This window comes from Halobellus ruber, from assembly GCF_014212355.1.
GTDB lineage: Archaea > Halobacteriota > Halobacteria > Halobacteriales > Haloferacaceae > Haloquadratum > Haloquadratum rubrum.
In genome coordinates, this window is record NZ_JACKXD010000006.1 from 1 (window position 1) to 19,512 (window position 19,512).

The following is a 19,512-nucleotide window of genomic DNA, read 5'->3' on the forward strand; positions in this document are numbered from 1 at the left end:
CTCGGGAGTCCGCTTGCGCTCCACAAACGACAAGTCAATCCACTCGATACACTGACTGAGGCGGTCGAATTCTGTCATAGACACTCAGAACTCGTCCGCCTCATCCTCTAAATTAACGCGACCCGATCGCCCCCCCAAAGGTTCTTATACCACGGGGCGGCCAGCCCCTCCGTGCCACGACGCGACCCGCAACCGGAGGGATCGTCACCCGGAGCCGTCGCCGGACTCCGGGGCCAAACCGCAGCACCGCGGCGCGCCACCGCCGACAAGACAACGCTTAAGCGGCGGCCTGCCCTGGCTGTGGGTATGCTTGCAGTCGCGACCGCTCGAACCGCGGGTTTCCGATTCGAGCCAGACGCGTGGGGGGTGTCGCCCGGATGGGTGTGATCGAGGACGTCTACGAGGACCTCGACACCGACGTCGACTTCGAGGAGTTCGAGGCCGCCGTCGAGGACAAGGTCGACCAGATGGGGGGGCTGGCCGACGAGGAGACCGCGGCGATGCTGATCGCCCACGAACTCCGCGACCAGGAGGTCGAAGGGATCGCCGACGTCGACCCCGGGATGGACGACGTGAAGTTCCTCGCGAAGGTGATGCGGGTCGGCGACCTCCGGACCTTCGAGCGCGACGAGGAAGACGAGGAGGGTCACGTCGTCAACGTCGACGTCGCCGACGAGACCGGCCGGATCACGATCACGATGTGGGACGGGATGGCCGACGACGCGGTCGACCGGCTCGAACCCGGCGACACCGTCCGGGTGGCCGGCCGCCCGAAGAACGGCTACAACGGGCTCGAAGTCGACGTCGACAAGGCCGAACCCGCCCCCGACGTCGAGGTCGACGTGGAGTCGACGGACACCCACCGGATCGAGGACCTCTCGCTGGGCCTTTCGGACGTGAACCTCACGGGACGCGTGCTCAGCACCGACAGCGTGCGCACCTTCGACCGGGACGACGGCTCGGAGGGCCGCGTCTCGAACCTCACGCTCGGCGACCCCACCGGCCGGATCCGGGTCACACTCTGGGACGGGAAGGCCGGTCTGGCGACCGAGTTCGCGGCGGGCGAGACCGTCGAGATCGTCGACGGCTACGTCCGCGAGCGGGACGGCACCCTCGAACTCCACGTGGGCGACCGCGGCACCGTCGAGGAGATCGACGAGGACGTCGAGTACGTCCCCGACACGACCGACATCGGCGAGTTGGAGCTCGGCGAGACCGCCGACATCGCCGGCGGCGTGATCGAGACCGACCCCAAGCGAACGTTCGACCGCGACGACGGCTCGGAGGGACAGGTCCGGAACGTCCGGATCAAAGACGAAACCGGCGACATCCGGGTGGCGCTGTGGGGCGAGAAGGCCGACCTCGACGTCGACCTCGCGGATTACGTCGCGGTCACCGACGTGGAGATCCAGGACGGGTGGCAGGACGACCTCGAAGCCTCCGCTGGGTGGCAGTCGACGGTCACCGTGATGGACGACGCCCCCGAGGACGCCACCGACACCGGCGCCGGGGCCGCGCAGTCGACCGGCGGGCCCGGACAGTCGACCGGACTCGGCGCGTTCAGCGGCGACGGGGCGACCGACGCCGACACGGGATCCGGCGCGTCCTCGCCGCCGAGCGGCGACGCCGGGGCCGGCGGGTCGGCGACCGCCGCGGTGACCGAACCCCCGAGCGAGGACGCCGAGGGCGGCACCGAGACGTTCACCGGGACCGTCGTACAGGCCGGGAGCCCGGTCGTGCTCGACGACGGCACCGAGACCCGGAGCGTCGAGACCGACGAGTCACTCCGGCTCGGCGAGAAGGTGACCGTCACGGGCCCCGTGGCCGACGGCACCATCACCGCCGTAGAGGTCGACCGGACCGAGTAGCGCCGGCGACGCGGGGGACCGTCGCTACGACACCCGCGGCCACCGGACCCCACCTCTCACGATCCCCCGTCCGGTCCGACGCCCCGACGGCATTACTCAAACACGGTTCGAACCGTCCGGTGGCTTTCCGTTCGGCCCGCCCGTACGGCCCGGTATGTCCCCGTTGTCTCACGTGCTCGCAGCGCTCGTCCCGGTCGCCGTCTACGTCGCGAGTCGCGACCGGCGACTCCCGTCGCGGCGGGTCGTCGGCGCGGCGACGCTCGGCGGCGTGTTTCCGGACCTCGTGGACAAACCGCTGGCCCACTCCATGTTCCTCCTGCCGAACGGCCGCGTCGGCGTTCACTCGCTCCCGGTCGCCCTCCCGCTCGTCGCCGTCGTTCTCGCGTACGGGTGGCGGACCGGCCGGGTGCGCGCCGCCGCCGCCTTCGGCGTCGGCGTGGTGCTCCATCCCGCAGGAGACTGGCACGCGCACCTGCTGTACGGCAGTTTCCCGCCGCATCTGGTGTGGCCGCTCGCGTCGGTGCCGGTCAAACACGTTCCCGGGTGGAGCGCGTACGTCCCGGCGTGGACGGCGTTCGCAACCGCGGTGCTCGGGGCGACCGCGCTGGTGATGCTCCGGGATCTGCGCCGCCACGTCCGGCCGAAGGCGTCCGGGTGACTCTACGGAGGGCTGCCCGACGGGCGCGGACGGGGGTGGTATCCCCTCTTGAGCTTGCACGCGCGAGTGGCGGGGTTATGCGGTTCGTCTATATCCGCTCCGGGGACGGCGGACCCGCGACCGCGTGGGCGAGCGCCGACCACGCCGGGAGACGTGGCTGCGGCAGACGCAGCACCGACGGAGTGACTTACACCCGCTCGCGCGTTCCGAGGACGTAGCCCAACAGCACGATCAACGCCGTCCCGAGATACGTCTCGATCAAGACGGCTGCTCGTGTGACAGCCCCCACTTGCCTCGGCGGGTGGGGCGGCGCCGTCACGAACGTCACGACCGAGTAGTACAGTGGCCCTCCCCGCCACCCCTCGGGGGGTTCCGGACCGAGTCCGAACAGGGCGGTCGTTCCCAGGACGATCGCTGCCGACCACAGAAGCACGAACAGCGGCCGAGTACCGTAGCCCGTCAGGCCGCGAGAGAGCCACCCACCCACAGCCGTCAGGAACTGCGTGCGAATTTCGCGCCCGGGATACGGCCATCTTCAGCAATCGGCGCCATCCACTCAGGGTCCGCAATTGACGCGCCTGAGTACGGCATTGGTTTTGAATCGGGCCCACGCCTCCGCGGTCCGTGCCTGCCGCTCCAGTCCCCGCGCTCGGCGCGCTCGCTGGCTGAGCCCCTCGTCACTGAGCGCCTCCTTGAGATCGTGGTACGCCTGTGCCAACGCATCATATTCAGCCGGGCTCGCCGGATCGGGACACATCTTCCCGACTGTTGTTCCCTGATTCGCACTCAGACCTTCCAACGTGGTTCCCCGTATGTCTGCTTGAGAGAGAGTGACCCCGGACAGATCCTTCTCTGAGAGGTCGGCGTAGCGTAGGTCCGCCTCCGAGAGGTCGGCACCCCTCAGGTTCGCTACCGGGAGGTCGGCTTTCCGCAGGTCCGCCGCCGAGAGGTCAGCGTCGGCCAGGGTCGCTCCCGAAAGGTCGACCCCCCACAGATCCGCTCCCGAGAGGTCGGCTTCGACTAAGGCCGCTCCCGAGAGGTCGACTTTGACTAAGGCCGCTCCCGAGAGGTCGGCACCGACGAATCCGGGACTAGAAGGGAGTTCCAGGGAGCTGAGGACAGTCTTGGACGCAATCGCGCCGTGTAAATCTCCATCGTTTATTTCATCCACAAGCTCGTCCAAGGGTTTCTCGGCTGTCTCAGTATGCCGGATACACCGGCTTGATCCCGTCTTCTCGGGCTCCCAGGCCGGGCGAGAACAACTCCACGATGCTATTTCAAGTGTATCAAGCACAGCATCAGCCAAGTCAAGATCGTCGTTCGTGACCGGACACTCCTCTCGCTGGGTGGACGAGTCGGGTGACATACTGTGCCAGTCAGTCGACCGAATCAAATACGTTGTCGTGGCCCGAGCGGCGCTGCCGCTGCTGCTCGGCCGCCCGCGAACGCCGCCGGGGCGGGGATCCTTTCGAGACTCCCCTCGATGCCGTCCGACGGTCCCGGGAGTGCCGTCACGGAAAGGGTTATACCCCGGTCGGACGGTTTGTGTAGGTAATGAGTGTCGAGCTGCCGTTCGCGCCCGTGGACACCATCATCCGACGGCAGGCCGGCGACCTCCGGGTCAGCTCCGGGGCCGCCGAGGAGCTCGCCCGTCGGGTCCAAGCCCACGGGGCGGCGCTCGCCGTCGACGCGGCCGACCACGCCGGCGACGACGGACGGAAGACGCTGATGGCACAGGACTTCGGCGTCCAGCAGGTCGTGAGCCGCCGCGAGCTCGAACTCCCGATCGCACCGATCGACCGCATCGCCCGCCTCCGGATCGACGACCGGTTCCGCGTCTCGATGGATGCCCGGATCGCCCTCGCGGACATCCTCGAGGACTACGCCGACAACGTCGCAAGCGCGGCCGCGACGCTGGCGCGGCACGCCGACCGGCGGACGATCCAGGCCGAGGACATCGAGACGTACTTCGCGCTCTTCGAGTAGGATGCGGTTCGGCCACAGCGAGACCTGCCTCGCGCACGACACCGGCAAGCGGCACCCCGAGACCGCCGACCGGATCCGCGCGATCAAGCGGGCGCTCGCGAAGCGCCACGGCGTCTCCTACGTCGAGGCCGACCCGGTGACGGAGTCGGCTGTGACGGCCGTCCACGACCCCGACTACGTCGCGGAGATCAGCTCCTTTTGCGCCGCGGGCGGCGGCAACTGGGACCCCGACACGGTCGCGTCGGCGGACACCTGGGGCGCCGCGCGCGCCTCGGCCGGCCTCGCGGAGTGGGCCGCCCGGGAGGCCGCCGCCGGTGCCGACGGCCGCGAGACGCCCTTCTCGATCGGTCGACCGCCGGGCCACCACGCCGTCGAAGACGACGCGATGGGGTTTTGTTTCGTCAATAATGCTGCCGTTGCGGTCCAGTCGGTCCTCGACGACGCCGCGTTCGACGTCGACCGGGCGCTGATCTTCGATTGGGACGTCCACCACGGGAACGGGACGCAGGACATCTTCTACGACGAGGGGGACGTGTTCTACGCGTCGACCCACGAGAAGGGCCTGTACCCCGGCACCGGCGCGGCCGACGAGACGGGCGCCGGCGACGGCGCGGGGACGACGCTGAACGTCCCGCTCCCGTCCGGGGCCGGCGACCCGGAGTTCCTGCTCGTGGTCGAGGAGCTGCTCCGGCCGGCGACCGAGCGGTACGATCCCGACCTCGTCGTCGTCAGCGCGGGGTTCGACGCCCACCGCCACGATCCCATCTCCCGGATGCGCGTCTCGACGGAGGGGTACGCCCTGCTGACCGACCGGGTCCGCTCGCTCGCGACCGACGTCGACGCGGGGCTGGCGTTCGTCCTCGAAGGCGGCTACGGGCTCGACACCCTCTCGGAGGGCGTCGCGATGGTCCACGAGACCTTCGACGGCCGGCCGCCGGTGGAACCGGACGGCGACCCCGACGAGGAGTCCCGGAAGCTAGTCGCGGACCTCCGCGGGATCCACGGCCTCGACGGGTAGCCCTCGCGAACGGCGACCGACGCGCGACCCGAGGCAAAAGTGCCGACGCGGCCGTTTTCAGGGTCGCGGGTCGAAGTAGTCGGCCAGCGGCCGCCCGAACTCGGGGGCGAGTTCGGCGACCGCCTCCCCGACGAGGACCTCGTATCCCTCCTGCAGTTGCGTTTCGACCCGGGCGCCGAGCCCGACGCCGAACAGTTCCTCCGAGCGGAGGAACGCGGCGGCGTCGGCGAAGCCACGCTCCCGTTCGACCACGTACCGGTCGCCGTCGACGAACGGGCCGTAGGTTATCGGGCTGGCGTCGCCCCCGTCGCCGGCGTCGCGGTCGCTGTCCGCATCACCGTCATCAGCAGCGTTGCTGCCGGCGTACGTCCCGTAGAACCCTTCGGCGTGCTCCCGAACGTGAACCGGCGGCCCCTCGTGGCGCTCGATCCGCGGGAGCCGCCGGTGGGCGAGTTCCACGAACAGCACCGCCCGGTCGTCGGCGAAGGTCGTCGCGCGGATCGGCCCGAACCCGCGGCGGTCGAGTTCGTCGCGGACGCCCGACAGCGACTTCCGGAGTTGGGGGAACAGCTGGTCGTCGACGATGTCGGGGGCGTCGAAGACGACCGCGACCGGCGACGTGCCGCGACGGTTGACGTGGCTCCGGACCGCCGCGGCGTCCAGTGGGTCGGGCTCCCGGGGCTCGAACACCGCCGTCCGGGGGTCGTTGAGGAACGCCCGGGCGTAGTGCTGGAGCCGCGCGACGTTCGCCGCCGAACATACCGCCGCAACGTTCCGCGCCGGGTCCGTGGGGTCTACCATCACCAGCGGGTCGTCGTGGGACTCCGTCGCGTGATCTGCGGGGTCGAAGGTCACCGGCGGCTGCCACCCCGCGGCCGCCGAAAGCAGCGACTCGACGTCGCCGTATTCGAGGACGAGCAGCTCAGAGAGATACCCCGAAAAGCCGCGGGTTCGGAGGTCGCTGCCGTAGGCGCCGATCCCCTTGAGGAACTGCTTGAACACCCGGACCTCGCCGGCGACGTCGTCGTCGAGCCGCGCTCGAAGGTAGGCGTTGTGGTGCGGCGTCCGGTCGACCGCCGACTGTGGGGCGGCGGCGTCCTCGACCGCGTAACACGGGACGAGGTCCACGTCGAACCCCTCAAACTCGCCGGTGACGTACGGGTGTTCGGCGTACTCCTCGTGACCGTCGGGCAGCACCGCGTTCCCGACCGCCAGCCCGTAGCGTTCCAGCAGTTCGCGGTCGAGATCCGGCGGGAACCGGACGAAGAGGTCGATGTCGCGGTCGCCGGCGAGCCACGTCCCGCGGGCGGTCGACCCCACCTGAACGACGTCGGCGTCGACCGGGAGTTCCGCCACCTCCGACTCGATGCGCTCGGAGAGCCGGGCCACGGCGTCGCGCATCGCCGCCCGCTCGGTCCCGTCGGGGGTGACGCGCCGGCGGATCGCCTCGATCACATGTCCGTACGCCTCGGCGTCGGCCATCGTTGCCACGACTTCACGGGGCCGCGGCGAAAGAGTGTCGGTCCGCCGCGACCTGCGGACGTCGGCCGCCGGAGGTGCGCTACGTCGGTCGATTCCGGGGCGATCGGTGGAAAAACGAAAGCCATATCACACCGCCTCGGTCTACCTTTGCGTGTAGGCAGGCCGTCGTAGCTCAGGTGGTAGAGCACCTCGCTGTTAACGAGGTGGTCCCAGGTTCGAGCCCTGGCGACGGCGTCGGGTTTTCGGCGACAGACCGCGAGTTGCGACACCCGAGCGTCCCATCCCGGACGCAACGACAACGTCTAAGAGGGAGTCTCGGGTACGAGTTCCTGTCGGGCCCTTAGCTCAGTCCGGTCAGAGCGCTCGGCTCATAACCGGGTGGTCGTGGGTTCGAACCCCACAGGGCCCACTCGGCTGCCCGAACGACAGCGAGGGCCGAGTGTACACCGTCGCGGGAGTCGAAACAGGGAGTGCAGCGAGCGCACCGACCGTGGCTCGAAGCACACAGGGCACAGTCGGGCCGTCCAAACCCCCACGTTCCGGCGGATCGAACGCTACGCCCCGCAACACGAACAGGTTCGGATCAAGCGCCTTGTGGACCCCTCCACACGATCCACGCGTGGGTTTAGGGAAGCCTAAAACGGCGACGCCGCCGCTCGGCGCTCCCGGCTCGTGGGTCCGACGATGATCCGGACTGACCTCCTCCGTGTAAACGCGGAGGAATCCGACCATCGGATTCGGGCGGTCGTCGCCCTTCGGTTCCAACCTGCACTCGGAGGGAACCGGCGACACACCGGGGGAACTCTCGTTTGTCTCCCTCGTAGGGCTGTGGCCCGGCCGATGAGGCCCCGTCGGAATCCGTGTCATTGCCGTGCGAACCACCGCCGGTTCGCCACCCCTTGTGGTTCGGGGACGGCCTCTCACCGATTCCGTAGCATCCCTGCGAACCCGATCCACAGTCATAGTAGTGTCGCTCGACCTCCGCCTGAAAACGGAGGTATGCGCTTGCAGCTCTATCACGTCCACCACATCCGTCACGCCATCGACGCACAGTCCATCCCGACCCGCGTGCTCATCACGTTCGCCGGCTTGCTGGCGCTTCCGATACTCGGGACGGCAGTCCGCACCGCCGGGCGCGTCGAGGTCGTCGGCGGGTGTACCGAGCCGCGACAGCCCGGCCACTCGACCCGTGGCTCGTCGTCTTCCGTCGCGTCGGAAAAAAGTCGTCGTCTGCCGTCCGGCTCACTCGTCGCCGCCGTCGGTGACGATCCGGACGTCCTCGGCCTCCTCCATCTCCTCGAAGCCGGGGTCGGCGGGCTCCTCGTGTTCTTCCGGTTCCTCTTCAGCCGTGTCGCGCGGTCGGACGTTGAAGTGACACATAGCGTGTCTGTGACACACATAGTCGTGGACACAGTTAACGCTTAATGCTCCGCCGGTCCCCGCGCTCCCGCACCCGGCATCGGGCCCGCGGCATACAAATGGATCCAGCCCCTGTTTCGACGCACGATGCCTGGACTCTGTCCGTGTCGAAAATCGAAAAAGCGGAACAAGTACGCGAAGGCCGGTGCGGCGGTCGGGAGCCAAGTGGGCGCCAGTGCCGGGGCCCGCGTGGGCCCGTTCGCGACCGGCCTGTCGGCGGGGCTCGGTGGCGCCGTCGGCTACCTCGCGGGCAGCGCCGTCGACGCTGCGAAGGGCGACGTCTCGTCGGTCACCCCGCTCCCTGACGGCGGGCGTCCAGTCCGCGACGACGAGGGTGGCGTGGCGATCCCCGTCGACTCCGAGTCGGACGCGTAGGCCCGAGGGCGACGCTCCGAACCCTCGCCGGGTCCAGCGCGCGGCCGCGCCGACGCCCTGGGGATCCCGGCGGGACGGGTGCTGCTGTCGGCCGCCTGGCGGCTCGTGCTCGTCGCTCCGGCCGTCAGCGTCGTGCTCTGGGGGCTCGGCGCGGTCGGGCTCAGCCCGATCTGACGGGCGCCGACCCGTCCGTTACCCCAGGGAGATGTCCAGGTACAGCATTACCACGACGCCGACGATCGTCCCGAGCGTGGCGATCCGCTCGTGGCCGCCCGCGTGGGTCTCCGGGATGATCTCGTCGCTGATGACGAACAGCATCGCCCCCGCGGCAAAGCCCATCGCGTAGGGTAAAAGTGCTGACACGGCGCCGACCGCGTACGCGCCGAGCACCGCCACCGGGATCTCCACCACCCCGGACCGGATCCCGGTGAGGACGGCGTACGCTCGGCGGTCGAGCCCCGCGTTGACCGCGGCCACCGAGACCGCAAGCCCCTCGGGGACGTTCTGGATCCCGATCGCGAGCATCAGCGGGATCGCGCCCGCGACGTCGCCGGTCCCGAACCCGACGCCGACGGCCAGCCCCTCGGGGACGTTGTGGAGGGTGATCGCGAGGATGAAAAGCACCACCGGGGTGAGCCGCTCGTCGGTGACCGAGAGGTCCGCGTCGGGGTCGGCGGCGTCCGGCCGGCGCTGTCCCGTCAGGAGGTAGTGGGCGTGTGGAACCAGGCCGTCGGAGCGGTCCAGCGCGGCCGCGCCGAGCAACACCCCGACGAGTACCGGGATCGGGTTGCCGCCGGAGTAGTTCTCGATCCCCGGGACGATGAGGCTCGTGAACGCCGCCGCGAGCATCACCCCGGCCGCGAAGCCCAGCGTGCCGTCGAGCGCCCGCTCCGAGGGGTCGCGCCACACGAAGATCAGCGACGCGCCGAGGAGGTTCATCCCCGCGATCACCAGCCCGCCCACCAGGCCGTGGACGACCGGGTTTGTCCCGAACCACTCGACGAACAGCTCGGGAATCACGCGGGATCACACCGACTCCGTCGCGTCGGGCGATGGCGCGCAGGGCCCCACCGACACCGCTGTCGGCGGCATCCACGTGCCCCCCGTCTGTGCTCACTCGAACTGGGGGTATCCCTCGGGGGCGTGCTCATACGACCGCGTCACCGCGAACCGGATTATACTCTGTGTTCTGGCCGACGATCGCGTCACGCATCCGTGCGTGTTCTCCGTCTCCGAGGAACGCTCCCTGCCGGCGTCCGCGGCAGCTCGCAGCCCACAGTCCCGGGCGGCTGTGGGGTCGCGGCGGCCGACCCGGTCACGACGTGACCGCCTCGGGAACGATGGTCACCGGGACCGCCGCCTCCTCTGCGACGACGAATCCCGTGTGACCCTCACGGATCGCCGACAGCCGGTCCTTCGAGCGGTGGCCGAGCACGATGTGGTCGACGCCGACGTCCGTCGTGAAATCGCCGAGCTGTTTCCCGACCGCCGTGCCCGATCGGAAGCTCCCCCGATCGAGGTACTCCAGGTTGATCTCGACCGGGACGGCGGTGTCAGAGAGATACGTCCGGATCTCGTCCCGAAACGTGCGCTCCTCCGCGGACGCCTCTGCATCCCGGACGAGGTGCGTCACGTATAGCTTCTGCCCGAGTCCGGAAGCTAACTCCACCGCAACGTCGAGCACCGCCCGATACCGGTCGTCGTCGCTCACTGCCACGAGGATACCCATACGGATAAACAGGGCCGAACCACATAGTAGCTGACGCTCCGCAGGACGACTCGATCCCGGGCCCGAGGGCTACTCCAGCTGGTGGTAGTCCAGCTCGTGGCCGGCGTCCAGTGCCGCCTGCACGGCCTCGCTCGGGGTCGCGACCGGTTGGGTGTCCGTCGCCATCCCGCCGATGTCGGCCCGCCTGTAGTGGATGTTGTGCTGCCACGTGGGGTCGGAGTCGGGGTAGTCGGTCCGGTAGTGTGCCCCGCGGGATTCGGTTCGCTCGAGGGCACCGCGCAGCACGGCCTCCGCGCTCGTCATCATAACTCCGAGGTCGATCGCGTATTCGAACGACCGGCTCGTGACCGGGCCGACGGCCACGTCAGCCGCCTTCCCCCGGATCCGGTCGACGGCGTCGAGACCCGACGACAGCGTCGCCTCGTCCCGACGGATCCCGGCGTGCGTCCACAGACACTCCCGGAGTTCCGCGATGAGGGCGTCCACGTCGTACGTCCCGTCGGCGTTTGCGAGTGCGGCCAACTCCGAGAGGTGCGGCTCGACGAGGCCTGTAACCACCCGTTCCGGCATCGTGCCGGGTCCCTCGATCCGGTCGGCGACCCGGCGCCCGGCGACGACGCCGTAGGCGACGGTTTCGGCCAGCGAGTTGCCGCCGAGCCGGTTTGCGCCGTGGACGCCCGCCATCGTCTCCCCGATCGCAAAGAGGTCCGTGACGTCGGTCTCCCCGTGGCCGTCGACGGCCACTCCCCCCATTCCGTAGTGGGCAGTCGGCGCGACTTCGACCGGCTCTTCGGCCATATCGACCCCGAGATCCTGGAACCGCTCGTACATCCGCGGGAGCCGTTCCCGGATGAATCCGGCGTCGCGGTGGGAGACGTCGAGGTACACGCCGCCGTTCTCGGTCCCTCGGCCCTCGGAGACTTCCTGTGCGATGGCGCGTGCGACCACGTCCCGGGCGTCCAACTCCATCTGGTCGGGCGAGTACCGCCGCATGAACCGCTCGCCATCGGTGTTGTAGAGGCGGCCCCCCTCCCCGCGGACGGCCTCGGTGACCAGCCGGCCGCTCCACGGCGCCCACTCGGGGTCGCTCCCGTCGACGGCCATCCCCGTCGGGTGGAACTGGACGAACTCCATGTCCATCAACGACGCCCCGGCGTCGTACGCCAGGGCCGGGCCGTCGCCGTTGTTCTCGTCCTCGCGCGACGTGTGGCGGTCGTAGATCGCCGCGTAGCCGCCGGCCGCGAGCACGACCGCTCCGGCGTTGAACACCACGAACTCGCCGGTGTCCATATCGAACCCGACAGCCCCGTACACGCGGTCGCCGTCGGCGGCGAGCTTCGTGATCATCACGTTCTCCCGGTGGGGAACGCCGAGGTCCCGAGCCCGGCCGACCAACGTGTCGAGCATCGATTCGCCGGTGTGGTCGCCGGCGAACGCCGTCCGGCGGTACGACTGCGCGCCGAAGTACCGTTGATCGATCCCGCCGTCGTCGGTGCGGGAGTAGTCCATCCCCCACTCGTCGAGTTCCCTGAGACGCTCGGGCATCTGTTCGGTCACCGTCTCGACCTTCGCAGGGTCGTTGAGGAAGTGCCCCTCCTTCAGGGTGTCCGCGGCGTGGATCGTCCAGTCGTCCTCCGGGTCGCGGGTTCCGAGCGCCCCGTTGATCCCGCCGCGCGCCCAAGTGGTGTGGGCGTCGCCGTGGCCCCGCTTCCCGAGTACCAGGACGTCGTCGACCCCCCGCTCTGCGAGTTCGATCGCCGCGCGCGCACCGGCGGCGCCGGCGCCGATGATCAGTACGGACACCTCGACCGTGTCGTACTCAGGCGGCATCCGCCCGTCTCCATTCCGGGAACTATCCATACTCGATGTCAGTGCCGGACAGGGTTGAACCCGTCGCGCGCGTGCGCGCGGCTCGGAAACGGGGGACGCGGGACGCCGCGCTCCGCGACGCGCCCGGCACAGATCGCCGAACCCGATCCCCTCGGGATACCGGTGTGAACGGTCCGGACGCACATCCCCCTCGTGTAGCCGTACTGCGGACGCAGCGCCTCTCGGTCGTCCCCTCGACCCCCGGGAACCTGCGTTCCGCCCTTTCGAGAATACATATACCAGTCCGTACTCAAGCACCCATATGAGCGGCCAAAATCCCGGAGATTCCGGGTGGTTTCGATATGGAGATCCCAACGACGCCGAATCGGCGGCGACAGCAATAACCGAGCGAACGGCCGAACAGCCGCAGAATTGGCCGGCCGAAGCGGTCCGCGCAGGATTCGTAGAGGACGAAGACGAGTATTACGACGCCCTCCACGACGCGACCGTCCGAGCCACACGGGAGGCCGTACAAGAACGAGAAACGGCAACCGAACAACAATTACAGTATACTATTGCGGCTATGGACGACGCCGAACGCACCGCAAACGAGATCGCCGAACGCGTCGTCGAGTGGGCGGGGTCGCTGGCCGACAGCCGATCCGAGGGGGAGGGCCGCGCCCCCGACATCCCCGGCGGCGTCGACGGCGCCCGCGCGGTCGCCGCGTGGACGCCCGAGACGCCCGCCGAGGAGCGGGTTGTTTCCCTCGCCGAGCGCGCCGTCGACCTCGACGCCGAACGCGCCGAGTTGCGGTCGTTCGTCGAGTCGCAGGCCCCCGCGGTCGCGCCGAACCTCGCGGAGATGGCCGGCCCAGTGCTTGCGGCGCGGCTGCTCTCGCTGGCCGGCGGCTTGGAGTCGCTGGCGAAAAAGCCCGCGGGGACCGTGCAGGTGCTCGGCGCGGAGGACGCGCTGTTTGCGCACCTTCGCGGTCGCGGCTCGTCGCCGAAACACGGCGTCATCTTCACCCACGAGCACGTCCGCGGCACCCACCCCGACAACCGGGGATCGGCCGCGCGGGCCCTCGCGGGGAAGCTCGCGATCGCCGCCCGGATCGATCACTACGCCGGCGAGTTCCGACAGTCGGTCCACGACGACCTCGCGGACCGGATGGCGACAATCCGCGACCGGGAGGTCGGAGAATGAGCACAGACCTCCCGCCGGGGATCCAGCGGCGGCGGTTCGACGGCCGCGAGCGGCTCGCGACGCGGGGCGAGCCCGTGTACGGCGAGCCACAGGACGAGGAGGGTTGGCGGGCGTGGGACGCCGGCCGGTCGAAGCTCGGCGCGATGCTGGAACTGGAGTTGAACCTGGGGTTCGCGGGCGACGACGGCGTCCTCTATCTGGGTGCGGCCTCCGGAACCACGGTCTCCCACGTCGCGGACTTCGCGGGGCCGACCTACGCCGTCGAGTTCGCGCCGCGGCCGACTCGGGACCTCCTTGCCGTCGCCGACGCCCGCCCGAACCTCTTTCCGCTCCTGAAGGACGCCCGGGCGCCCGAGACCTACGCCCACGTCGTCGAGGCCGGGCTCGAGTACGTCGTCCAGGACGTCGCGACCCGCGGGCAGGCTACCGTCGCCCTCCGGAACCGCCGCTTCCTCGCGCCCGACGGCCGGCTGGTGGCCGCGATCAAGGCCAGAAGCGAGGACGTCCTCGAAGACCCGGACGACGTCTTTTCGGACGTCCTCGACGACCTCCGTGAGGGCTATGCGATCACTGACACCCGGCGGTTGGACCGGTTCCACGACGATCACCTCGCGGTCGTCGCCGAGCCGCGGGCCGACGACGGGCGGTCGTAGTGTTCGCACCGGTCGGTGTGGCGTCGTCACGCCCCGCTTCGACGGCCTGCCCCCGGTTTTGCGAACGCTTCGCCGCGGCCCACACCATATTTAATCGGCCGCCGCAAACGACGGGTCGATGGAGCTAGGGTCGGCGGACGCCTTCGACCGGATGGGCACGCTCGGCGTCGAGGAGGAGTTCTACATCGTCGACCAGCACGCGCGCCCGACGTCGGGGATCCAGGATCTCGTCTACGACCACCCGCCAACCGGGATCCTGGCGGATCGGATCGACCACGAGCTGTTCCAGTTCACGATCGAGACGCAGACGCCGACAATCGAGGACGTGAGTTCGGTCGACGGGGCCGTCCGTGAGGTCCGCGAGGCGCTGGTCGACCACGCCGCCGACCACGGCTACCGGATCGCCGCCGCGGGGCTGCACCCGACCGCGAAGTGGCGCGAGCTCGACCACGCCACCAAGCCGCGGTACCAGTCCCAACTCGAACGGATCCAATACCCCCAGCACCGCAACACCACCTCGGGGCTCCACGTCCACGTCGGCGTCGACGACCCCGACAAGGCCACCTGGATCGCAAACGAGCTCCGGTGGTATCTCCCGCCGCTGCTGGCGCTTTCGGCCAACTCCCCCTTTTGGTGCGGCTTCGACACCGGGCTGGCCTCCGCGCGGGCGAAGATCTTCGAGGCGCTGCCCAACACCGGGATGCCGACCCGGTTCGAGGATTACGCGGCATACGACCGCTTCGAGCGGCTGATGGTGGAACGTGGATCGATCGAGGATCGCGGCGAACTCTGGTACGACGTCAGGCCGCACACCGGCCACGGGACCGTGGAGGTACGGACGCCCGACGTCCAGACCGACCCCGAGCGGACAATCGCGTTCGTGGAGTACGTCCACGCCTTGGTCGAGGACCTCGCGGCCCGGTACGAGGACGGCGAGTCGCCGACGACGCTCCGCCGGGAGTTCCTCGACGCCAACAAGTGGCGGGCGATGCGCTACGGCCGCGACGCCGAGTTCACTACCCCCGACGCCGCGGACACGGTGACCGTCGAGGAGTTCGTCGCCGCCGAGACCGACCGGCTGGGCGTCGACGGGCTCACGCGGCTGCTTGCGGCCGAAAGCGGCGCGGTCAGGCAACGCCGCATCCACCGCGAGGAGGGGTTCGACGCGCTGTGTGAGTCGCTCTGTATCGACTGAGCGGAGCCCCCGTCTGTCGTCTGTGCCGCCACTCTCCCGGAGGCGGCCCCGGCGCCCGTCCGATCGAGAAAGGCTTTTGCCCGGCGAGTTTTGACCTTCGTGATAGAACACGATGACGACAGATGAGCCAGCGGACGACCACGACGCGGAACGGACGGACGATACCGGGGCCGACGAGGGGATCGGCATCGACGTGAGTAGCGAGGACGGCGAGTCCGGCGTCGGCGCCCGCGAGCGGCTGGAACGCGAGGCCGACAGGGCGGTCTCGGAGTTCGACGAGGGACTCGTGGACCTGCTGGCGTGGCTGCTCGACACCGAGACACGTGCCCGGATCTACGTCTACCTGCGGCAGCAGCCGGGTTCGACCAGCGAGGAGGTCGCCAACGGCACGGGACTGTACCCCAGCACCGTCCGCGAGGCGCTCGCGGACCTCCACGACGAGGGGACCGTCACGCGCCGGAAGCGCGAGCACGACGGCGCGGGGAACAACCCCTACGAGTACACCGCCATCGCGCCGAGCGATCTGGTGCGGAACGTGGCCGAGCAGGTCCAGTCGGAACTGAACACCGTGTTCAACCTGGACAACCGCCTCGGCGGCGACGACGAGGCGGCGTCAGGCGGCGACGAGGCACCCGTCAGCATCACTGTCGACGAGAAGCACACAGCCGAGGACGCCGACGACGCCGGCGCTGCGGACGACGATCACGACAACAGCGCCGCGTAATCCCCGCCCGGATCGTCCCCGCACGCCCCTTCCGCGCCATTTTTAGTGTTGCCCGGGAGAGGTAGGGGCAATGACCGGGCCTTGGACGGACTGGGACCACGTGCTGAAGGTGGATCCCGACAAAGACCTCGTTGACGGCGAGACGTTCAGCGACGTCTGCCGGACGGGGACCGACGCGATCGAGATCGGGGGCACCCTCGACGTCACCACCGACAAGATGCAGCGGGTCGTCGAGGCCTGTTCCCGGTACGACGTCCCGCTGTACCAGGAGCCGTCGAACCCGGGCGTCGTCATCGAGTCCGACGACCTCGACGGCTACCTCGTGCCGACGGTGTTCAACGCCGACTCCTCGTTTTGGGTCACCGGCGCCCACAAGGAGTGGGTCCGGATCGACGGCCCGCTCGACTGGGACCGAACGACGACGGAGGCGTACATCGTCCTGAACCCCGACGCCTCCGTGGCGGAACTCACCGAGGCCGACACCGAACAGGCCGCCGACGACGTCGCCTCCTTCGCCGCGGTCGCCGAACGGATGTTCGGCCAGGAGATCGTCTACATCGAGTACTCCGGGACGTTCGGCGACCCCGAGAAGGTGGCCGCCGCACAGGACGCCCTCCGGGAGTCGACGCTGTTCTACGGCGGCGGGATCGGCGACTACGACGCCGCCTACGAGATGGGGAAACACGCCGACACCGTCGTCGTCGGCGACCTCCTCCACGACGAGGGCGTCGACGCCGTCCGGGAGACCGTCGAAGGCGTCAACGACGCCCACGCCGAGACCGTCGCGGAGTAGCCGTCGGCCGCGTCGGCCCACCCCGTCGTGCCGAACTCACCCCGGTCCGGTGTTCGAACCATCGGCCCCGAACCGCTCGCTTTTAACATCGGGCGGCCGGAACGGCCTGTATGAACGACAGAACCCATACTGCGGACGTCGAACCCGGCGAGACGGTCACCGTCGCCGGGTGGGTCCACGAGATCCGCGACCTCGGCGGCATCGCCTTCCTGATCCTGCGCGACGGCTCCGGAAGGATCCAGATCAAATTCGAGAAAGACGAGATGGACGAGGAACTCGTCGAGACCGGCCTGGGCGTCGCCCGCGAGAGCGTCGTGACCGTCACCGGCGACGCCGAGGAGGAGTCGCGTGCCCCTACCGGTGTCGAGATCACCCCCGACTCCGTCGAGGTGCTCGCCGACTCCGACACCGAACTCCCGCTCGATCCCTCCGGGAAGGTCGACGCCGAACTGTCGACGCGGCTCGACAACCGCACGCTGGATCTCCGGAAGCCCGAAGTGAAAGCCATCTTCGAGATCCGCGCGGAGGTCCTCCGGTCGGTCCGCGAGGCGTTCCGCGACCTCGGCTGTACGGAGATCAACACGCCGAAGATCGTCGCCACCGGCACCGAGGGCGGCACCGAGCTGTTCCCGATCACGTACTTCGGCGAGGAGGCGTTCATGAACCAGTCACCGCAGCTGTTCAAGCAGCTGATGGTCGGCTCCGGACTGGAGCGCGTCTTCGAGATCGGCCCGATCTTCCGCGCCGAGGAACACAACACTCCCCGCCACCTCAACGAGGCGACGATGATCGACTTCGAGTCGGCCTTTTTCGACCACACGGAGGCGATGGACGCCTGCGAACACGTGGTCAAAAGCGCCTACGAGGGCGTCGCGGCCAACTGCGCGGACGAACTCGAACTGCTCGGACTCGCCGAGTCCTTCGCGGCGCCCGACGAGGCGTTCCCCCGGCTCACCTACCAGGAGGCGATCGAGCGCATCAACGCTACGGGCGACCTCGACGAGCAACTCGTGTGGGGCGACGACCTCCCGACCGAGGGCGAGCGCGCCCTGGGCGACGACGTCGGGTCACACTACTTCATCACCGACTGGCCCTCGGAGATCAAGCCGTTCTACATCAAGGACCACGACGACGACGATCAGCTCTCGACGGGGTTCGATATGATGCACCCGGTGATGGAGCTCGTCTCCGGCGGTCAGCGCGAACACCGCTACGACCACCTGGTCGCGGGCTTCGAACAGCAGGGGCTGGACCCCGACCAGTTCGAGTACTACACCAAGATGTTCCGGTACGGGATGCCGCCGCACGCCGGGTGGGGTCTCGGCGTCGAGCGGCTGGTGATGACGATGCTCGGACTGGAGAACATCCGGGAGGCCGTGCTGTTCCCGCGAGATCGACAACGGCTCTCGCCGTGAGGCGAGGCCGTTGTGATCGAGCGGGAGCCGGGGAGAGCTTCGCTCTCCCGTTGTTCCCACGAGACCGGCAGCGACTGAGCCCGTAGGGCTGGTCGCTGGGATTCGAGCGGGAGCCAGGGAGCAAATCTCCGATTTGCGAGCGAGTTCCCGCGAGATCGACGGCGGCCCTCGCCGTTGGGGACGACCGGACGCGGAGCCGTGCGCTCCCTCTAGCCACTCCCGTCCCGAACCGCGCCCGATTTAATCCCGCCCGCGCAACCGACACCCGATGACCGACGAGGCGACGGCGTTCGTTCCCGGGCATCTCACGGGCTTTTTCAGCGCGCACCCGGATGCAGACCCCTCAGCCGCCGGGTCGCGCGGTGCCGGGGTGACGCTGTCCCACGGGGTCGACGTGCGGGTCGAACGCGGCGGCCACGGGGGCCATCCCGCGCTCGTCACGCTGAACGGCGACCCAGTCGCGATCGACGCCGTCGCCGGCGTTCGCGACGCGCTCGACGCCACGGACGCGGCCGTGACCGCGGAGACGCCGCTGCCGCTGGGGGCCGGGTTCGGGGTCTCCGGCGCGCTCGCGCTCGGGGCAGCCTACGGGATCAACGCGGCGTACGAACGCCGACGCGGCGAGAACGACCTTGTCTCGATCGCCCACTGTGCCGAGGTCGAGGCGGGAACCGGCCTCGGCGACGTCGTCGCCCAGGCCCGCGGCGGGCTCCCGATCCGACTCGACCCCGGCGATCCCGACCACGGCCGGCTGGACGGGATCCCGGCCGCACCGCGCGTCGAGTACGTGACGTTCGGATCGGTGTCGACCGAGGCCGTGCTTTCGGGGGACACGACCCGGCTGACCGCCGCCGGGGAGCGCGCGCTTGCTGACCTCCGCGGGGAGCCGACGCCGTCACGGCTGGTCGAGCTCTCCCGGCGGTTCGCCCGCGAGGCGGACCTGCTGACCGACCGCGTCGCCGACGCCATCGGGTCCGTTCGTGAGGGCGGCGACGACGCCACGATGGCGATGCTCGGCGACACCGTCTTCGGGTTCGGCACCGCCCTCTCGGACGCCGGCTACGACCCCGAGGCGTGTGGGGTCCACCCCGCCGGGGCGACGCTCCGGGCGAGGGACGGCGGGAGCCGACACACTCGAGCGGGCGACGACGAATAGCGGCCCCGCGCCGAACCGCCCGGCTTTT

At 69.4% G+C, this 19,512-nt stretch carries 19 protein-coding genes, 2 tRNA genes and 1 pseudogene; 14 read left to right on the top strand and 8 right to left on the bottom strand.

What is annotated here, in order from left to right; genetic code table 11:
- Window positions 1–78 (bottom strand): annotated as a pseudogene (locus H5V44_RS18280) (IS6 family transposase); the annotation flags it as partial.
- Window positions 79–377: 299 nt separating this feature from the next.
- Here H5V44_RS18280 and H5V44_RS14595 point away from each other — a divergent pair.
- Both H5V44_RS14595 and H5V44_RS14600 read left to right on the top strand, forming a co-directional pair.
- Entirely contained in the window at window positions 378–1,868 is a 1,491-nt protein-coding gene (locus tag H5V44_RS14595) for a single-stranded DNA binding protein (RefSeq protein WP_185193879.1), read from the top strand.
- Between the two features lie 154 nt (window positions 1,869–2,022).
- Window positions 2,023–2,526 carry a metal-dependent hydrolase gene (locus H5V44_RS14600; protein ID WP_185193880.1) on the top strand — a complete coding sequence of 168 codons (504 nt, stop codon included), beginning with the start codon at window positions 2,023–2,025 and terminating at the stop codon, window positions 2,524–2,526.
- A gap of 187 nt (window positions 2,527–2,713) precedes the next feature.
- Here the strand turns inward: H5V44_RS14600 and H5V44_RS14605 are convergent, their stop codons facing one another.
- Window positions 2,714–3,013 (bottom strand): hypothetical protein, encoded by a 300-nt coding sequence (locus H5V44_RS14605; RefSeq protein ID WP_185193881.1) that lies wholly within the window; start codon window positions 3,011–3,013, stop codon window positions 2,714–2,716.
- 69 nt (window positions 3,014–3,082) lie between these two features.
- Window positions 3,083–3,892, bottom strand: coding sequence for a pentapeptide repeat-containing protein (locus tag H5V44_RS14610; protein ID WP_185193882.1), 810 nt, complete (start codon window positions 3,890–3,892; stop codon window positions 3,083–3,085).
- A 188-nt stretch (window positions 3,893–4,080) separates the two neighbouring features.
- Between H5V44_RS14610 and H5V44_RS14615 the strand changes: the two genes are divergently transcribed.
- The gene (locus H5V44_RS14615) at window positions 4,081–4,512 is read left to right on the top strand and encodes a histone family protein (RefSeq protein WP_185193883.1); all 432 of its coding nucleotides are present in this window, start codon (window positions 4,081–4,083) and stop codon (window positions 4,510–4,512) included.
- A gap of 1 nt (window position 4,513) precedes the next feature.
- Entirely contained in the window at window positions 4,514–5,530 is a 1,017-nt protein-coding gene (locus tag H5V44_RS14620; RefSeq protein WP_185193884.1) for a histone deacetylase family protein, read from the top strand.
- 57 nt (window positions 5,531–5,587) lie between these two features.
- Here H5V44_RS14620 and cca read toward each other — a convergent pair whose 3' ends face one another.
- Window positions 5,588–7,012, bottom strand: a complete 1,425-nt coding sequence (cca, locus tag H5V44_RS14625; protein ID WP_185193885.1) for a CCA tRNA nucleotidyltransferase — start codon at window positions 7,010–7,012, stop codon at window positions 5,588–5,590.
- A gap of 161 nt (window positions 7,013–7,173) precedes the next feature.
- Here cca and H5V44_RS14630 point away from each other — a divergent pair.
- Both H5V44_RS14630 and H5V44_RS14635 read left to right on the top strand, forming a co-directional pair.
- Window positions 7,174–7,246 (top strand) — tRNA-Asn (locus H5V44_RS14630).
- Between the two features lie 100 nt (window positions 7,247–7,346).
- Window positions 7,347–7,421 (top strand) — tRNA-Ile (locus H5V44_RS14635).
- 833 nt (window positions 7,422–8,254) lie between these two features.
- Here H5V44_RS14635 and H5V44_RS14640 read toward each other — a convergent pair.
- Complete coding sequence (locus H5V44_RS14640) at window positions 8,255–8,392, bottom strand: hypothetical protein (protein WP_185193886.1); 138 nt, start codon at window positions 8,390–8,392, stop codon at window positions 8,255–8,257.
- Window positions 8,393–8,518: 126 nt separating this feature from the next.
- Here H5V44_RS14640 and H5V44_RS14645 point away from each other — a divergent pair, with 126 nt between their 5' ends.
- The gene (locus H5V44_RS14645) at window positions 8,519–8,806 is read left to right on the top strand and encodes a hypothetical protein (protein ID WP_246404016.1); all 288 of its coding nucleotides are present in this window, start codon (window positions 8,519–8,521) and stop codon (window positions 8,804–8,806) included.
- A 192-nt stretch (window positions 8,807–8,998) separates the two neighbouring features.
- On the opposite strand, the gene H5V44_RS14650 is transcribed toward H5V44_RS14645, so the two are convergent.
- The 3 genes from H5V44_RS14650 to H5V44_RS14660 form a co-directional block, all read right to left on the bottom strand.
- Window positions 8,999–9,826, bottom strand: a complete 828-nt coding sequence (locus tag H5V44_RS14650) for a ZIP family metal transporter (protein ID WP_185193887.1) — start codon at window positions 9,824–9,826, stop codon at window positions 8,999–9,001.
- 295 nt (window positions 9,827–10,121) lie between these two features.
- Window positions 10,122–10,517 carry a universal stress protein gene (locus tag H5V44_RS14655; protein ID WP_343067765.1) on the bottom strand — a complete coding sequence of 132 codons (396 nt, stop codon included), beginning with the start codon at window positions 10,515–10,517 and terminating at the stop codon, window positions 10,122–10,124.
- A gap of 87 nt (window positions 10,518–10,604) precedes the next feature.
- A complete protein-coding gene (locus tag H5V44_RS14660) occupies window positions 10,605–12,395 on the bottom strand; it encodes an L-aspartate oxidase (RefSeq protein ID WP_246404017.1) in 1,791 nt (596 codons plus the stop codon).
- A 271-nt stretch (window positions 12,396–12,666) separates the two neighbouring features.
- On the opposite strand from H5V44_RS14660, the gene H5V44_RS14665 reads away from it, so the two are divergent.
- The 7 genes from H5V44_RS14665 to H5V44_RS14695 all read left to right on the top strand — a co-directional run bounded on the left by H5V44_RS14665 (window position 12,667) and on the right by H5V44_RS14695 (window position 19,484).
- Entirely contained in the window at window positions 12,667–13,548 is an 882-nt protein-coding gene (locus H5V44_RS14665) for an NOP5/NOP56 family protein (protein ID WP_185193889.1), read from the top strand.
- Window positions 13,545–14,201 (top strand): fibrillarin-like rRNA/tRNA 2'-O-methyltransferase, encoded by a 657-nt coding sequence (locus H5V44_RS14670; RefSeq protein WP_185193890.1) that lies wholly within the window; start codon window positions 13,545–13,547, stop codon window positions 14,199–14,201. The genes H5V44_RS14665 and H5V44_RS14670 overlap by 4 nt, the downstream gene beginning before the upstream one ends.
- Window positions 14,202–14,319: 118 nt before the next feature.
- A complete protein-coding gene (locus H5V44_RS14675) occupies window positions 14,320–15,396 on the top strand; it encodes a glutamate--cysteine ligase (protein ID WP_185193891.1) in 1,077 nt (358 codons plus the stop codon).
- Window positions 15,397–15,508: 112 nt separating this feature from the next.
- A complete protein-coding gene (locus tag H5V44_RS14680) occupies window positions 15,509–16,120 on the top strand; it encodes a winged helix-turn-helix domain-containing protein (RefSeq protein ID WP_185193892.1) in 612 nt (203 codons plus the stop codon).
- A 70-nt stretch (window positions 16,121–16,190) separates the two neighbouring features.
- Window positions 16,191–16,913 carry a phosphoglycerol geranylgeranyltransferase gene (locus H5V44_RS14685; RefSeq protein ID WP_185193893.1) on the top strand — a complete coding sequence of 241 codons (723 nt, stop codon included), beginning with the start codon at window positions 16,191–16,193 and terminating at the stop codon, window positions 16,911–16,913.
- Between the two features lie 110 nt (window positions 16,914–17,023).
- Window positions 17,024–18,328 (top strand): aspartate--tRNA(Asn) ligase, encoded by a 1,305-nt coding sequence (gene aspS / locus H5V44_RS14690; protein WP_185193894.1) that lies wholly within the window; start codon window positions 17,024–17,026, stop codon window positions 18,326–18,328.
- A 268-nt stretch (window positions 18,329–18,596) separates the two neighbouring features.
- Complete coding sequence (locus H5V44_RS14695; RefSeq protein ID WP_185193895.1) at window positions 18,597–19,484, top strand: pantoate kinase; 888 nt, start codon at window positions 18,597–18,599, stop codon at window positions 19,482–19,484.
- Window positions 19,485–19,512: the final 28 nt, after the last annotated feature.

Coding starts and splice junctions, on each gene's coding strand:
- cca (WP_185193885.1), bottom strand. CDS start 7,012: ATGGCCGACGCCGAGGCGTACGGACATGTGATCGAGGCGATCCGCCGG.
- H5V44_RS14615 (WP_185193883.1), top strand. CDS start 4,081: ATGAGTGTCGAGCTGCCGTTCGCGCCCGTGGACACCATCATCCGACGG.
- H5V44_RS14675 (WP_185193891.1), top strand. CDS start 14,320: ATGGAGCTAGGGTCGGCGGACGCCTTCGACCGGATGGGCACGCTCGGC.
- H5V44_RS14680 (WP_185193892.1), top strand. CDS start 15,509: ATGACGACAGATGAGCCAGCGGACGACCACGACGCGGAACGGACGGAC.
- H5V44_RS14645 (WP_246404016.1), top strand. CDS start 8,519: ATGCCTGGACTCTGTCCGTGTCGAAAATCGAAAAAGCGGAACAAGTAC.
- H5V44_RS14640 (WP_185193886.1), bottom strand. CDS start 8,392: ATGTGTCACTTCAACGTCCGACCGCGCGACACGGCTGAAGAGGAACCG.
- H5V44_RS14685 (WP_185193893.1), top strand. CDS start 16,191: ATGACCGGGCCTTGGACGGACTGGGACCACGTGCTGAAGGTGGATCCC.
- H5V44_RS14595 (WP_185193879.1), top strand. CDS start 378: ATGGGTGTGATCGAGGACGTCTACGAGGACCTCGACACCGACGTCGAC.
- H5V44_RS14695 (WP_185193895.1), top strand. CDS start 18,597: ATGACCGACGAGGCGACGGCGTTCGTTCCCGGGCATCTCACGGGCTTT.
- H5V44_RS14620 (WP_185193884.1), top strand. CDS start 4,514: ATGCGGTTCGGCCACAGCGAGACCTGCCTCGCGCACGACACCGGCAAG.
- H5V44_RS14600 (WP_185193880.1), top strand. CDS start 2,023: ATGTCCCCGTTGTCTCACGTGCTCGCAGCGCTCGTCCCGGTCGCCGTC.
- H5V44_RS14670 (WP_185193890.1), top strand. CDS start 13,545: ATGAGCACAGACCTCCCGCCGGGGATCCAGCGGCGGCGGTTCGACGGC.
- aspS (WP_185193894.1), top strand. CDS start 17,024: ATGAACGACAGAACCCATACTGCGGACGTCGAACCCGGCGAGACGGTC.
- H5V44_RS14660 (WP_246404017.1), bottom strand. CDS start 12,395: ATGGATAGTTCCCGGAATGGAGACGGGCGGATGCCGCCTGAGTACGAC.
- H5V44_RS14610 (WP_185193882.1), bottom strand. CDS start 3,892: ATGTCACCCGACTCGTCCACCCAGCGAGAGGAGTGTCCGGTCACGAAC.
- H5V44_RS14665 (WP_185193889.1), top strand. CDS start 12,667: ATGAGCGGCCAAAATCCCGGAGATTCCGGGTGGTTTCGATATGGAGAT.